Origin of the sequence: Caballeronia sp. LZ008 (assembly GCF_031451435.1) — a bacterium.
GTDB classification, from domain to species: domain Bacteria; phylum Pseudomonadota; class Gammaproteobacteria; order Burkholderiales; family Burkholderiaceae; genus Caballeronia; species Caballeronia zhejiangensis.
On the sequence record NZ_JARUXK010000003.1, the window covers coordinates 507,131 to 520,397 of the forward strand.

A 13,267-nucleotide genomic window follows, 5' to 3' on the forward strand; every position below is an offset into this window, starting at 1 on the left:
TTGTCTCCTTGATTAATAAAATTAGCGATTGACCGTTTTCGCGGGCACGAAGAACACGAGCGCCGCGCCGATCACGATGGCTATGGAAATGAAGATCAGGCCCGCGGTCGATTTGCCGGTGAAGTCGTTGAGCCATCCGACGATGGCAGGCGAGAAGAAGCCCGCGAGATTGGCGAAGCAGTTGACCGCGGCAATGCCCGCCGCCGCCGACATGCCGCCCAGCACAGCCGTAGGCAAGGACCAGAATTGCGACGATGACGCGAGGATGCCTGCTGCCGCGATGCTCACGCAGACGATCGATGCGCCCACGCTGCCGAGCATCGGCAAGGTGGCGAAGCCGGCTGCGGACACAAGCATCGGAATCGCGAGATGCAGGCGGCGTTCGCGACGCTTGTCGGCACTTGCACCGATCAGCGGCAGCGCGACGATGGCGCAGAGATACGGAATCGCGGTGAGAATGCCGACCCACAGCGGGTCCGCTACGCCGGTGCGGCGCACGATGGTCGGCAGCCAGAACGTGAGTCCGTATTGACCCATCACGACGCAGAAGTAGATCGCGGCCATCAGCCAAAGACGACGATCGCCGATGAACGCGCGGATCGATACGTGCTTCACCGTCTGCGCGTTGTCCTTCTCGACATTGCGCCGAAGCAATGCTTTCTCTTCGTCGCTGAGCCACTTCGCGCCGGCGATGCCGTTGTCGAGGTAGAACAGGATCGCGACACCCAGAAAGAGCGAAGGCAGCGCTTCGAGCATGAAGAGCCACTTCCATCCGGCGAGCCCCTGCACGCCCTGGAACGCATGCATGATGTAGCCCGAGAGCGGTCCGCCGACGATGCCCGCGAGCGGAATCGCCATGAAGAACAGCGAGAGCGCCTTGGCGCGGCGCGCGGCGGGAAACCAGTACGTCAAATAGAGAATGACGCCCGGCGCGAAACCCGCTTCTGCGACGCCCAGCAAAAATCGCAGGACATAGAAGACTGTCGGTGACTTCACGAACACGAAGCTCGCGGATATCACGGCCCACGTCAGCATGATGCGTGCGAGCCAGTTGCGCGCGCCCACTTTATGAAGGATGACGTTACTGGGCACTTCGAACAGGAAGTAGCCGAGAAAGAAGATGCCCGCGCCGATGCCGTAGATGGTTTCGGAGAAGCGCAAATCGTTGAGCATCTGCAGCTTGGCGAAGCCGACGTTCACGCGATCCAGATACGCGCCGAGATAGCACAGCATCAGAAAGGGAATCAGGCGGCGTCCGACCTTGGCATAGGTCTTTGCTTCGAAGCTGGCGGCATCGTCGGACGATGTGAACTCAGCGCTTACCGCCGCCGCGGATAACTTTGATTTCATGTGTGTCTCCATCCATGTTCGGCGCCCTGGTTTCCAGGTGCGCCCGTACGTGCAATCAATGAATCAGCATGCCGCCGTTGACATCGAGTGTGACGCCAGTGAGATAGGAAGAAAGATCGCTCGCGAGATACAGGCACGCGTTGGCGATATCCGCTGCATCGCCGAGACGCGCGAGCGGAATGCTCTTGATGATGTCCGCGCGCATTTCGGGCGTGAGCTTGTCACCGGTGATGTCGGTTTGAATGAGGCCCGGCGTGATCGAATTCACACGGATGCCGTCGGCGCCGAATTCACGCGCCATTGCCTTCGCGAGGCCCAGCACGCCGGCCTTCGCCGCGCTGTAATGCGGCCCGCCGAAGATGCCGCCGCCACGTTGCGCCGACACCGACGACATGCATACGATGCTGCCGCTCTTCTGCTTTTTCATCTGCGGAATCACGGCTTGCGACATATACAGCGTGCCGCGCAGATTCACGTCGATGACGGCATCGAAGTTATCGGCGCCTATCTCCAGCGTCTTGATCGGCTGCGTGATGCCCGCGTTGTTGATGAGCGCGTCGATGCGTCCGTACTTATCGATGGTGGCATTGGCGGCCGCGATGCACGCGTTCTTATCGGTGACGTCGCAAGCGAGACCGAGATGGCCATCGCCCAGATCGTTCGCGGCGCTTTGCGCGTCTGCTTCCTTCAGATCCAGCACGACGATGCGCGCGCCTTGCGCCGCAAGCGCCTTCGCCGTTGCCTTGCCGATACCGCGCGCCGAAGCCGCGCCCGTGACGATCACTACCTGGTTCTCGAGCAACATCGTTGTCTCCGTTGGTTGTCTGGTGTAGGCGCAGTTTCTCCGCCTTCGACCTGACGATCAACGCAGTTTGGCTCAACTATTGCTGAGAAATTTTCAGGTATCGCCGCGACGCTCGATTTGCTGATCCATCCACGCCAGAAACTTTGCGACGCGCGGCAATCCGGCGTTTTGACTCGGGTAAACGAGATGATGCGCGCCGACTTCGACCGCGTATTCCTTGCCGAATACAGGCACGAGCGAACCGCGTTCCAGATGCCCGGACGCGAGCATCGTGCTTTCGAGCGCGATGCCGTGACCGAGCGCGGCCGCTTCGAGCGACATGTACGAGCGGTCGAATGAAAAGTCGAATGCCTTGCGCTTCACCGCGACGCCGAACTTGCCGAACCACTGCTGCCATTGAACGAGCGGCGATTCGGAGAGAATCAGACGACGGTCGAGCAGATCATCGGGCGTAGCGACTGGAAAGCGTTCGAGATAGGCGCGCGAAGCGAGCGGCGCAATGGTTTCATGCCGCAGCGTCTTCACTTCGACATCGGTCCAATGAGCATAGCCATGACGCACGGCGATATCGTAGTAACCCGATGTGAACGACACGTCTTCATACGAGCACGCGAGGTTCATTTGAATATCGCCATTGGCTTCCTGAAACGCGGCGAGACGCGGCAATAGCCACATCAGGCCGAAGCTCGGACTCGAATGAATGCGCAGTATCTCGACGGATGTTTCGCTCGATGCGCGTTCCGTCGCGCGATTCAATTCGGCGAGCGCGCCGGTGACGTCGGCAAGATATTGCGTGCCGGTCGGCGTGAGGACGAGACCGCGGCCGAACCGCGTGAACAACGGCCGCCCGACGATGCTCTCCAGATTCGCCAGTTGATGACTGACGGCCGAAGGCGTGAGGCCGAGTTCGTCGGCTGCGCGGTTGACGCTCTTCGTGCGCGCGACGCTCTCGAACGCGATGATGGATTTGAGCGGAGGAAGGCGCATGGAAGCTTACTTCGGCTCCTTCGGCACGCGCCCCATCAAAAAGAACTCGTCGTTGGGCCGCATTGAAATGACATTCGCCATGCGATTCGATAACCCGAAAAATGCGGTGATCGCGGCGATATCCCAGATATCTTCATCGCTGAAATCATGCGCGTGCAATGCCGCGAAGTCGGCATCATCCACCGTGCCCGATGCGCGGCATACCTTAAGCGCAAAATCGAGCATCGCCTTCTGACGCGGCGTGATATCCGCCTTGCGATGATTCACCGCCACCTGATCCGCCACGAGCGCGTTCTTTTCATAGATGCGCAGAATCGCTCCGTGCGCGACGACGCAATAAAGGCAATCGTTCACCGCGCTCGTCGCGACGACGATCATCTCGCGCTCGCCCTTGCTCAGGCCGCCTTCCTTGAGCATCAGCGCATCGTGATAAGCGAAGAACGCGCGGAATTCATCGGGCCGGTACGCAAGCGTGAGAAACACGTTCGGCACGAACCCCGCCTTGTCCTGCACTTCGAGAATGCGTGCGCGGATATCGTCGGGCCATTCTTTCGGATCGGGAACGGGATAGCGGCTGATGGGCTTTGGCGTCATGACGTCCTCGAAGGCTTGATCGAACGCCCATTGTAGAGCGAGAGTTCGTCAACGCGTGACTGTGAGCGACGACAATAGCTTCAAGAGGCTCTCGACATTCACGGGCTTCACGAAGTGATAGTCGAAGCCTGCCGATTGCGCGCGCAATCGGTCTTCGGCCTGGCCATAACCCGTGATCGCGATCAGCAAAGGCGTCGTGTCTCCCTTGCGACGCAAACGACGCGCGAGTTCGTAGCCGTCGATATCTGGCAGGCCGATGTCGAGCAGCGCCACATCGGGCTGCAAGAGCGGCGCGGCTTCCAGCGCTTCCGCCGATGAATACGCGACGCGCGCGACATGTTCCTCCGACTCGCACAGCATCGCGAGCGAATCGGCGGCATCGCGGTTATCGTCCACGACGAGAATGCGCAGCGCCGTGCGCGTCTCGCGCATGCTCGTCTCCGAAAGTGCGAGCGCGGAATGCCTTTCGTGATGATGCAAACGCGGCAGCCGCACGGTCACCGTCGTGCCGAGGCCCGGTCCCGGGCTTTGCACGGTGATCGTGCCTTTATGCATTTCCACGAGCTTCTTCACGAGAGAAAGCCCGATGCCGAGGCCGCCGTTCGAGCGGTCGAGCGTGCGCTCGCCTTGCGAGAAGAGTTCGAATACTTTCGGCAGAAGGTCGGCGGAAATGCCCGTGCCCGTATCGGCGATGACGATAGACACCGAATCGTCGGCAGCCTGCACACTCACGCTGATACGGCCTTGCTCCGGTGTGTACTTGCTCGCATTGTTCAGCACGTTGACAAGGATCTGCGAGAGACGCGTGGGATCGCCGCAGACCCATGTCGTCGCATCGGAAACATCGACTTGAATGTTTTGCGAACGCGACTCGACCATGCCCGCAATGGCTTCGACTGCGTGATATACCGCCGTGCCGACGAGAATCGGTTCGAGTTGCAAGGCGATGCGTCCCTGCGTAATGCGCGAAACCTCCAGCAAGTCGTCGACGATGCGCGTCATGTGCTCCACTTGCCGGCGCATGAGATCGATAAGATCGCGCGGATGCGTGTCGCCATCCTGATCCTTTTGCAGGAGCGCGATGGCCGTTCGCAGCGGCGCAAGCGGATTGCGCAGTTCATGCGCGAGCATCGCGAGGAACTCATCCTTGCGTCGTCCCGCTTCGCGCAACATCAGCTCCATATGCTTGCGTTCGGTGATGTCTATCACGCTGCCGATGATGCGCAGCGGCTCGCCGTCCTTGCTGCGCTGGAGCAGGGCGCTGCCTTGCATCCACTGTTCTCCGTGCATGTTGCGCACGCGAAACTCGAAATGTCCCTCGGCGTCTTCACCGGCCGCGATGCTGCGCACATAGCGATCGAGCATGGCGCTGTCATCGGGATGCACGCGTGCGAGCGCTGCCTCATAGCTGAGCGTTTCGGTGGTCTGACGCTCGCCGCCGGTTTCGAGCGACAACGTCCACGTCGCGAGTTCCAGCGACGCGATATGAATGTTCGCGGCCTGCATCGCCACCGTGAGGCGCAAGCTGCGCGCCTCGATTGCGGCTTGCGCTTCGAAGCGCGGCGTGACGTCGGTCGTCGTGCCGAACCATTCCTGCAAGCTACCCTTGTCGTCGTAGAGTGGCGCGGCGTGCGCCTGCACCATGCGATAAACGCCGTCGCGACGGTACATGCGAAAGGTGAGCGTGCAAGCGACGCCGTCGCGCAATGCATCGAGCCATGCCTGATGCGTGCGCTCGCGATCGTCGGGATGGATGTAATCGAGCCAGCCCCAGCCGGACAACACGTCCGGCGATGTGCCAGTGAACTGTTCCCATTCGCCGCCAGAAGGACGGATTTCGCCGTTTGCATCGGCGGACCAGACGAGCGCGCCCGTCGTTTCGACGAGTGCCCGATAGCGTCGTTCGGAAAGGCTCAGGCGATCTTCATCGGCGCGTTGCGTGCTGATATCGAAGCTCACGCCATAGACGCGCGTGAGCACGCCATGACGGTCGAACTCGGGATGCCCGCGCATGCGCAGCCATCGGCGTTGTCCTTGTTCGCTTTCCAGAACGAAGTCGAATTCGAATGGTCCGCCATCGCGCAATGCTTCGGTCAACTTGCGCTGAAACGGCTCGCGATGTTCGGGCGCGACGCGGTCCCACACTTCCGAAAGAAGAACCGCTTCGGTTCCGGGCGGAAAAGAATAGAGCGCGGCGAGCTGTGCGGTCATGCGTACGACGCGCGTCTTCATGTCCCATTCCCACGCGCCCATGCGTGCGCCCGCGAAAGCGGCCTGCAAGCGCCGCTCGCTGGCTTCATACATTGCCCATGCGTGACGACACTCATGAATGTCGATGGCCACACCGACCGTCTCGCCGATCTGCCCTTCCTCATCGCGCCGCGCCTGAAGATGGAGCGTATGCCAGCGGAACGCGGCATCGTTGCGTAACAGGCGCACATCGACGTTGCGAAGCAGCGTGCCGTCGCGCATCTGACGCAGTGCTTCGAGAACCGGCGGGATGTCGTCGGGGTGAACAAAAGCTTTCCAATGCTGCCCGACCAGTTCGGCAAACGGAATGCCGAGATACCGGCAAGCCCACGGATTGGCGTACTGGATTACCCCGTCTCGTGCCGCGCGCCACACAAACGACGGCAGGAAATGAGCAGGATCGTGCATGGCGTCCTTGCTTCCTTACTCCGGCGAAAAGCGTCGCCGCGCACGCCATCCAAGGCTTTGATAGCTTAGGGATACCATACAACAAAAGCGATGGGCTTCATCGCGATACGGCGATGCAGCCATCACCGCTCCGAAAGGTTATATGTAATTTATGCGTATCAAAGAATGTTTCGTCTTATGAATCAGCGCGTCGCCTTATTGATTCATTGGACGATAGCAAGCACGCAAGATCAGCCGGCCTCACCTACGTCTTTCGGATTCGGCAGCTTTTCTTCCTTGCTTTGATCGGTGCGCTTCGGCGGCTCGGGCTCATTTCTCATCGTGCGCTTTTGCTCGTCGGACAAGCGGCGGTCGGCCATGTTCGGATCTTCTGGCGTTTGGGTGGGCGGCGTCGGTCGATCGGTTTGCTGATTCATGAGCGGCTCCTTGTCGTGTTCGTCGGATGACATGAAGAGGTCGCATCCGACGTGCCCGCCGTACCGGGTACAGCCGATGCTCAATTCACACTCCGATGTATCGATCGAACGTTCTTCTCTCATTGCTCTTATGCAGTTCGCGAAAAACACGCTCATTCGTTTTGCCGCTATCGCATGCATGATTTTGTTATCGCCGCGCGGCTTCGCTGCTTCGATTGCCTCCGCGCCCTATGGCGCGACCCAACAAGGCCAGGCGGTCACGCAATTCACGTTGTCCAATGCGCGCGGCGTGTCGATGAACTGCATCACGTATGGCGGCATCGTCACGCGTCTCGATGTGCCGGACCGGCGCGGGCGTCGCGCGGATATCGTGCTCGGCTTTGGCTCGCTCAACGACTATGAGAAGTACAACGGCAAGATCCATTTCGGCGGTCTGATCGGGCGTTATGCGAATCGCATCGCCGATGGAAAGTTCGAACTTGATGGCCGCGACTACAAGCTGCCCGTCAACGAGCCACCGAATACACTGCATGGCGGTCCGCATGGATTCGACGAGAAAGTCTGGACCGTGGTGAAGACGTTTCAGGGCGCGCAAGGCGCGGGCGTGCAGCTTCGCTATGTGAGTCCCGATGGCGAGAACGGCTTTCCCGGCACGCTTACTGTCGACGTAACCTACACGCTCACCGACGATAACGAAGTGCGTATCGACTATCGTGCGAAGACGGACAAGCCGACCGTCCTGAACCTCACGAACCATAGCTACTTCAACCTCGCGGGCGAGGGCAGCGGCAATGTCGAAGGGCAGCTCATCATGATCGCGGGATCGAGCTATACGCCGACGCGCGCCGATTCGATTCCGACCGGCGAGATGGCGAGCGTCGAGAACACACCGCTGGATCTGCGAGCGCTGACGCCGATCGGCGCGCGTTTGCGTTCGTCGAATCAGCAGATGCGTTATGCGCGCGGCTACGACCACAACTGGAAGCTCAACAAGAACGGACAGCGCAATGGAGAACCCGGCTTTGCCGCGCGCGCCTACGATCCGTCGAGCGGCCGCGTGCTCGATGTCTATACGACGCAGCCCGGCTTGCAGTTCTACACGGGCAACGGTCTCGATGGCAGCGCGATCGGCACGTCGGGCGTGGCGTATCGACAAACGGATGGCTTCGCGCTAGAAACCCAGCATTTCCCGGACTCGCCGAACCGCCCCACGTTCCCATCGACCGAACTCAAGCCCGGCGACGAGTATCACGAAGTCACCGTCTGGAAGATCGGTGTGCGTTAGCGCATGAGTCGGGTGCGAATCGTACCCCGGGACGCGAAGCCACACGTAGAGGCACTTTTCGACGCGGTGGTCGGAATCGGCCTCCGCGTCGAGTGCTCTCTCTCAGGCTGGCCCTCGGAATTCGTTCGGCGCAAACGGAATTTTGCGTTTTGCATTCGAAATGCCTTGTCGTGTTTTGCATTTCGCATGCGTTGCTGGCGGAGCGCTAGGCGGCCGCCTTGTCGGAGTCTGCTGCCCGGTTCTGTTCGAGAAGATCGAGGAGCCGCAGCACGCGGGCGCGTTGCGTCGAGACGAGATCGCTTTCGTCGCCGACCGCGGCGAGCCGCCTTTTCCAGTAGGCATGATCGAACTGGTCGACCGCCTTTGAATTTCCCGATAGCGCGAGCGAACGGATCATGTGCTCGAGATGATCGAGCTGGGTGTCCGCGAGACGCGCGGGCTTGAGCATCGCTCGCGTGGCCTGCGCGGCGCGCCCGACTTGCACAATTTTCGACTTTTCCATGTGTGACGCCCCGAAACGTCTTTTCTCTCTTTATGTGCGGCTGAATTTTTTATCTTGACTAGCCGTAAACCCTAGGATGGGGAGTCAGCAATGTGACGGCGGGATGAAGGCAAGGAATCGCCGACCTGGCCGCCCACGACGCCGCACACGCTGCTCCTCGTCCAGCACGATATACCGGCATTCAAAATACGCTTTACCATGCGTCTCATTTGCTGGCGCGTATCGTGCGCGCCACAGCGCGAAGGACGACCCGCCAACATCGACTGCCGCATATGCCCGCAGATTCCGATCCGCCGAAGATTTCCACGCACTTTTCGACGCGCGCCTGTCCGCGTGAGCGTCAATTGCTCGCATGGCGCGATCGGGTCGGGCATGTGGTCGATGTCGTGCCGGACAAGGATCAGATTGCACGCGGCTTCTCGGGCAGCATCGATCTGCATGCGGCGGGCGGCCTCGTGTTCACGGAAGCGCGCACCGACGCGCTCGTGCTCGAGCGATCTATCGCGCGCGTCTCCACTGACACGCGTCGCGATTTCGCATTTCAAGTCTATGTGGAAGGCGAGACCGGTCACGTCAGCGGGCTGAGCGTCAAGCGCAGCGCGCCTGGCTCTGTGCGCGGCATCATCGCACTCGATCTGAATCAGCGCTTTCGCGTCGAACGTCCGGCGTGCCGCGTGCTGACGATGTTCGTACCGCGTGCAATCGTCGCCGCGCATATCGGCGACTGCGACGCGTTGCACGGTCGCGTGCTGCCCGACCAAGCGCCGCTCGTGCATTTCGTGTTCGAACATTTCGAGGCCACCGCGCGAGAATTGCCCGTGCTCGACCGGCCCGACGCCGCTGACGCGCTCGATGCCGGCGCGCGGCTCCTGCTCGGGGCATTCGCCGACAAGCCGAATGCCGCGAGCGATTCACGCGCCGCACTGCAAACGGCCGTGAAGAGCCAGGTGAAGCGTTACATCGAAACGCGCCTGCATGAGGCCGATCTCACGCCGACCGCGATCGTCGAGGCACTCGGGCTCAAGCGCGCGACAGTCTATCGGTGGTTCGAGCAGGAGGGCGGGCTCGCCGCATATATTCGACTTCGCCGCTTGCGCGAAGCGGCCGACGAACTCGCGCTGTTTCCCAATCTGCAGATTGCGGATATCGCATTCGGTCTCGGCTTCAAGAGCGCATCGGATTTCACGCGCGCGTTTCGCCGCGCGTTCGACGTCAGTCCGCTCGAGATGCGCCTGCGCGCGCTCGAACTGTTGCGCGCGACGAGTGGCGATCCCGTCATGCGGATGCGCGCCGCGCACTCGCGCGGCCTTCCGGAAAGCGGCTGAGCGCAAGAAGCGTCAGGCAGTTCGCGGCGAGCAGATACCACGCGGGCGTCATTACGTTGCCCGTCGCGCCGACGAGCCATGCGACCGTCAACGGCGAGAATCCCCCGAAGATGACGACGCCGAAGGTATAGATCACGGCGAGGCTCGCCGCGCGCCGATGCTTCGGGAAGGCTTCGAGCATGAGCACCGAAGCGGCGCCCGCGTTGTTCAGCGCGACTGCGACATAGAGCAGGATGATGACGAGCGCGAGCGCATCCGGTGCGCCTCGCGTGAGCGCATAAAACGCGGGATAAGCCGTCGCGAGCGCGGCGAAGAGCGAGGCATATTGCAGCGTCTTGCGGCTCATCAGCCGATCGGCCGCAAGCGCGACGAGCGGCGTGACGATCAGAATAACGAGGCCGGAGAGCGACGCGATCAGAAAGCTGATGACAGGCGGCCGCTGCAGCGTATGCGTCAGATAGCTCGGCATGTACAGCACGGCGATGTAGATGCTCGACGATGGCGCGGCCATCATCAGAATGCCGCATGCGAGCGGGCGCGCGTGCTCGCGCAGTACAGTTGCGAGCGGCGTGCGCGCGGGTCGGGGCTTCGACGTGGATGCGTCGCCCGGCATGCGGCGCAGAAACCATCCGAGCGGCGCGATCAGTCCGCCGATGAAGAAGGGCACGCGCCATCCCCATTGCAAGAGTTGCTCCGGCGACAGAAGCGCCGATGTGCACGCGCCGACGAGCGCCGCCACGCACGCGGCCGCGCCCTGACTCGCACCACGCCAGCTGACGATGAAGCAGCGCCGTTCATAAGGCACGGCTTCCATCAGCAGCGCCGATGCCGGTCCGATCTCGCCGCCCGCCGCGAGTCCTTGCAAAAGCCGCGCGACCACGATCAGCACCGTCGCGCTCGCGCCGATCGCCGCGTGCGTCGGCAAGCATGCGATCAGCCACGTACCCAGCGCCATCACGGCGATCGACAGCCGCATGCCGGCTTCGCGTCCGCATCGATCCGCGTATCGTCCGATGAGCACTGCGCCGAGCGGACGCATCGCGAAGCCGGCGCCGAATGTCGCGAGCGATAGCAGCAGAGACGAGGCGGGATCATGCGCGGGAAAGAACAGCCGCCCGATGATCGCCGCGGAGAAGCCGTACACAGTGAAGTCGTATGCGACGAAGCCATTGCTGATCACCGTCGCTACGATGATGCGGGTCAGATTCGCGGGCGCTTGTGGACGTTCGATTTCAGTCATGAATGAGATTGGCGCGTTCGATTCCGGCCATCGATATTAACGGCCGTATTATTCATATCTTTAAAGGAATATCGCGCACGCGTAATATACGATCTCCTTTCAAGCCGATGACTTCACAGACGTTCAGTAACGAGGAATCGCCTTCATGGATGACGCCACGCGCGAATTCGACCGCTTGCGCCCTCGTCTGCAGGGCATTGCGTATCGCATGCTCGGTTCGGTCGCCGAAGCCGAGGATATCGTGCAGGACGTATGGCTGCGCTGGCATGCGGCGGCTCGCGAAGCGATCGAGAATGCCGAGGCGTGGCTCGTCGCAGTGACGACGCGCCATTCGATCGACCGGTTGCGCGCCGCGAAGTTGCAGCGCGAACACTACACCGGCATCTGGCTGCCGGAGCCGCAGATCACCGAGCCGCCGGCAACGCCGGAGGAAGTCACGGAGCGCGCGGACGACGTATCCGTCGCGTTCCTCATGCTGCTCGAACGCCTCACGCCCGAAGCGCGCGCGGCGTTTCTGTTGCGCGAGGTCTTCGACGCCGACTATGCGGAGGTCGCGAACATCATCGGCAAGACGGAGGCCGCATGCCGCCAGCTCGTGAGCCGAGCCAAGGCACAACTACGCGAAGAGCGTCCGCGACGTTCGGTGTCGCGAGAGATTCAAAGGCGCTTGCTGCATGCATTCGCGCACGCGATGGAGCTCGGCGATTTCGCAGCGATTCACGCGATGCTCGCGGAGGACGCCATGCTGATCGGCGATGGCGGCGGGCGCGTGCAGAGTTTCCCCAAACCGCTTTTGGGCGGCAAACGCATCGCGCAGCTTTTTTATGCGGCCTTTCTGCGGTATGGAAACGGCGTGTGTCTCGAACTCGTCATGCTGAATGAGCAATGGGCGCTGCTGCGTTTCATCGACGGCAAGCTCGAATCCGCGCAGACTTTCGATATCGAAGATGAACGCATCGTACGCATACAGGTGCAGCGCAATCCGGATAAGCTCGAACGCATTGCGGCTCGCCATGGCAATGCATGAACGCTCGCGATTCGATTGATGCATGCGAGGCAACAGCGTGGGCACGTTCGCATGTCTACCGCGACAAGCCGCGCAAACCTAGGATGACATCCATCTTCAACCAGACATGGAGTCATCATGACGCAGCGAATCAACTACATTCAACAATCTCCCGAGCTTTTCCGGAAGTTCTATGAGTTCAGTCAGGCGGTGCGTGAATGCTCGATCGAGCAGACGACCCGCGATCTCGTGACGCTTCGCGCATCGCAAATGAATGGCTGTGCGTTTTGCGTCGATATGCATGTGAAGGAAGCGAAGATTCATGGCGAGCGCGAACTGCGCACGCATCACGTTGCGATCTGGCGTGAATCGCCGCTGTTTTCGCCGCGCGAACGTGCCGCGCTCGCGTGGACCGAAGTGCTGACGCGCATTCCCGAGCATGGCGTGTCCGACGATCTCTTTGCACGCGTGCGTGAGCAGTTTTCGGAGAAGGAGTTGTCGGATCTGACGTATATCATCATCGAGATCAATGGGTGGAACCGTGCGAATGTCGCGTTTCAGACGGTTCCGGGTTCGTCGGATAAAGCTTTCGGCCTAGACAAGGCAAACCTGTCGTAGTGCGTTCGCGCCGTCGTTCGATCATGGGAGAACGGATCATGCACAGCATCAAACGCGTGGGACTTGCACTCGTCTTCGGATGCGCGGCGCTCGCGGCGAGCACGGCGCACGCGGCGCCGGAGGCCATCGTCAAGGAACTCATGACGAAGCCGCTTCCGGAATATCCCGGCAAGGAGGCGCTGATGATCAGCGTGGAGTATCCTCCGGGCGCGGTCGATCCCGTGCATCGTCACGACGCTCATGCCTACGTATATGTCCTGGAAGGTACGATCGTCATGCAGGTTCGCGGCGGCAAGGCCGTGACGCTCAAAGCCGGCGATACCTTTTATGAAGGCCCTGACGACATTCACACTGTGGGACGCAACGCGAGCAACACGAAGCGCGCGAAATTCATCGTGCTGCTTCTCAAAGACAAGGACAAGCCCGTTCTGACGCCCGTTAAATAAAAAATTCGGCATGGCGCGTCACAAACCGTGTGGCG

General features: G+C 61.0%; 13 protein-coding genes. 5 read left to right on the forward strand and 8 right to left on the reverse strand.

Annotation, left to right across the window (positions count from 1 at the left end; translation table 11 throughout):
* Nucleotides 1–21 precede the first annotated feature (21 nt).
* The 6 genes from QCE49_RS21415 to QCE49_RS21440 form a co-directional block, all read right to left on the reverse strand.
* On the reverse strand, nt 22–1,350 hold the full coding sequence (locus tag QCE49_RS21415) for an MFS transporter (RefSeq protein WP_175980735.1): 1,329 nt from the start codon (nt 1,348–1,350) through the stop codon (nt 22–24).
* A gap of 55 nt (nt 1,351–1,405) precedes the next feature.
* Nucleotides 1,406–2,155 (reverse strand): SDR family NAD(P)-dependent oxidoreductase, encoded by a 750-nt coding sequence (locus QCE49_RS21420; protein WP_008347913.1) that lies wholly within the window; start codon nt 2,153–2,155, stop codon nt 1,406–1,408.
* A gap of 93 nt (nt 2,156–2,248) precedes the next feature.
* Entirely contained in the window at nt 2,249–3,142 is an 894-nt protein-coding gene (locus QCE49_RS21425) for a LysR substrate-binding domain-containing protein (protein WP_008347915.1), read from the reverse strand.
* Between the two features lie 6 nt (nt 3,143–3,148).
* Nucleotides 3,149–3,736, reverse strand: a complete 588-nt coding sequence (locus QCE49_RS21430) for a peroxidase-related enzyme (RefSeq protein ID WP_008347918.1) — start codon at nt 3,734–3,736, stop codon at nt 3,149–3,151.
* A 48-nt stretch (nt 3,737–3,784) separates the two neighbouring features.
* Nucleotides 3,785–6,394: a PAS domain-containing protein gene (locus QCE49_RS21435; protein ID WP_250457257.1), complete on the reverse strand. Its 2,610-nt coding sequence runs from the start codon at nt 6,392–6,394 to the stop codon at nt 3,785–3,787.
* A gap of 230 nt (nt 6,395–6,624) precedes the next feature.
* Nucleotides 6,625–6,960 carry a hypothetical protein gene (locus QCE49_RS21440; protein ID WP_250440926.1) on the reverse strand — a complete coding sequence of 112 codons (336 nt, stop codon included), beginning with the start codon at nt 6,958–6,960 and terminating at the stop codon, nt 6,625–6,627.
* Nucleotides 6,961–6,988: 28 nt separating this feature from the next.
* Between QCE49_RS21440 and QCE49_RS21445 the strand changes: the two genes are divergently transcribed.
* Complete coding sequence (locus QCE49_RS21445; protein WP_250457260.1) at nt 6,989–8,095, forward strand: aldose epimerase family protein; 1,107 nt, start codon at nt 6,989–6,991, stop codon at nt 8,093–8,095.
* A 205-nt stretch (nt 8,096–8,300) separates the two neighbouring features.
* Here QCE49_RS21445 and QCE49_RS21450 read toward each other — a convergent pair whose 3' ends face one another.
* A complete protein-coding gene (locus tag QCE49_RS21450) occupies nt 8,301–8,597 on the reverse strand; it encodes a hypothetical protein (protein WP_008347927.1) in 297 nt (98 codons plus the stop codon).
* A gap of 272 nt (nt 8,598–8,869) precedes the next feature.
* Between QCE49_RS21450 and QCE49_RS21455 the strand changes: the two genes are divergently transcribed.
* Nucleotides 8,870–9,922: a helix-turn-helix transcriptional regulator gene (locus tag QCE49_RS21455; protein ID WP_250457261.1), complete on the forward strand. Its 1,053-nt coding sequence runs from the start codon at nt 8,870–8,872 to the stop codon at nt 9,920–9,922.
* On the opposite strand, the gene QCE49_RS21460 is transcribed toward QCE49_RS21455, so the two are convergent.
* Nucleotides 9,873–11,162, reverse strand: coding sequence for an MFS transporter (locus QCE49_RS21460; RefSeq protein ID WP_250457262.1), 1,290 nt, complete (start codon nt 11,160–11,162; stop codon nt 9,873–9,875). The two genes, QCE49_RS21455 and QCE49_RS21460, sit on opposite strands and share 50 nt — an antisense overlap.
* A 145-nt stretch (nt 11,163–11,307) precedes the next feature.
* Between QCE49_RS21460 and QCE49_RS21465 the strand changes: the two genes are divergently transcribed.
* From QCE49_RS21465 to QCE49_RS21475, 3 genes are all read left to right on the forward strand, one after another.
* Complete coding sequence (locus QCE49_RS21465) at nt 11,308–12,189, forward strand: RNA polymerase sigma-70 factor (RefSeq protein WP_250436480.1); 882 nt, start codon at nt 11,308–11,310, stop codon at nt 12,187–12,189.
* Between the two features lie 117 nt (nt 12,190–12,306).
* Complete coding sequence (locus tag QCE49_RS21470; protein WP_175980753.1) at nt 12,307–12,786, forward strand: carboxymuconolactone decarboxylase family protein; 480 nt, start codon at nt 12,307–12,309, stop codon at nt 12,784–12,786.
* 38 nt (nt 12,787–12,824) lie between these two features.
* Nucleotides 12,825–13,232 carry a cupin domain-containing protein gene (locus QCE49_RS21475; RefSeq protein WP_008347938.1) on the forward strand — a complete coding sequence of 136 codons (408 nt, stop codon included), beginning with the start codon at nt 12,825–12,827 and terminating at the stop codon, nt 13,230–13,232.
* Nucleotides 13,233–13,267: the final 35 nt, after the last annotated feature.

Excerpts from the sequence above, each read along its gene's own strand:
- QCE49_RS21445 (WP_250457260.1), top strand. The coding sequence starts at position 6,989 with ATGATTTTGTTATCGCCGCGCGGCTTCGCTGCTTCGATTGCCTCCGCG.
- QCE49_RS21470 (WP_175980753.1), top strand. The coding sequence starts at position 12,307 with ATGACGCAGCGAATCAACTACATTCAACAATCTCCCGAGCTTTTCCGG.
- QCE49_RS21465 (WP_250436480.1), top strand. The coding sequence starts at position 11,308 with ATGGATGACGCCACGCGCGAATTCGACCGCTTGCGCCCTCGTCTGCAG.
- QCE49_RS21455 (WP_250457261.1), top strand. The coding sequence starts at position 8,870 with ATGCCCGCAGATTCCGATCCGCCGAAGATTTCCACGCACTTTTCGACG.
- QCE49_RS21430 (WP_008347918.1), bottom strand. The coding sequence starts at position 3,736 with ATGACGCCAAAGCCCATCAGCCGCTATCCCGTTCCCGATCCGAAAGAA.
- QCE49_RS21460 (WP_250457262.1), bottom strand. The coding sequence starts at position 11,162 with ATGACTGAAATCGAACGTCCACAAGCGCCCGCGAATCTGACCCGCATC.
- QCE49_RS21435 (WP_250457257.1), bottom strand. The coding sequence starts at position 6,394 with ATGCACGATCCTGCTCATTTCCTGCCGTCGTTTGTGTGGCGCGCGGCA.
- QCE49_RS21420 (WP_008347913.1), bottom strand. The coding sequence starts at position 2,155 with ATGTTGCTCGAGAACCAGGTAGTGATCGTCACGGGCGCGGCTTCGGCG.
- QCE49_RS21475 (WP_008347938.1), top strand. The coding sequence starts at position 12,825 with ATGCACAGCATCAAACGCGTGGGACTTGCACTCGTCTTCGGATGCGCG.
- QCE49_RS21425 (WP_008347915.1), bottom strand. The coding sequence starts at position 3,142 with ATGCGCCTTCCTCCGCTCAAATCCATCATCGCGTTCGAGAGCGTCGCG.
- QCE49_RS21450 (WP_008347927.1), bottom strand. The coding sequence starts at position 8,597 with ATGGAAAAGTCGAAAATTGTGCAAGTCGGGCGCGCCGCGCAGGCCACG.
- QCE49_RS21415 (WP_175980735.1), bottom strand. The coding sequence starts at position 1,350 with ATGAAATCAAAGTTATCCGCGGCGGCGGTAAGCGCTGAGTTCACATCG.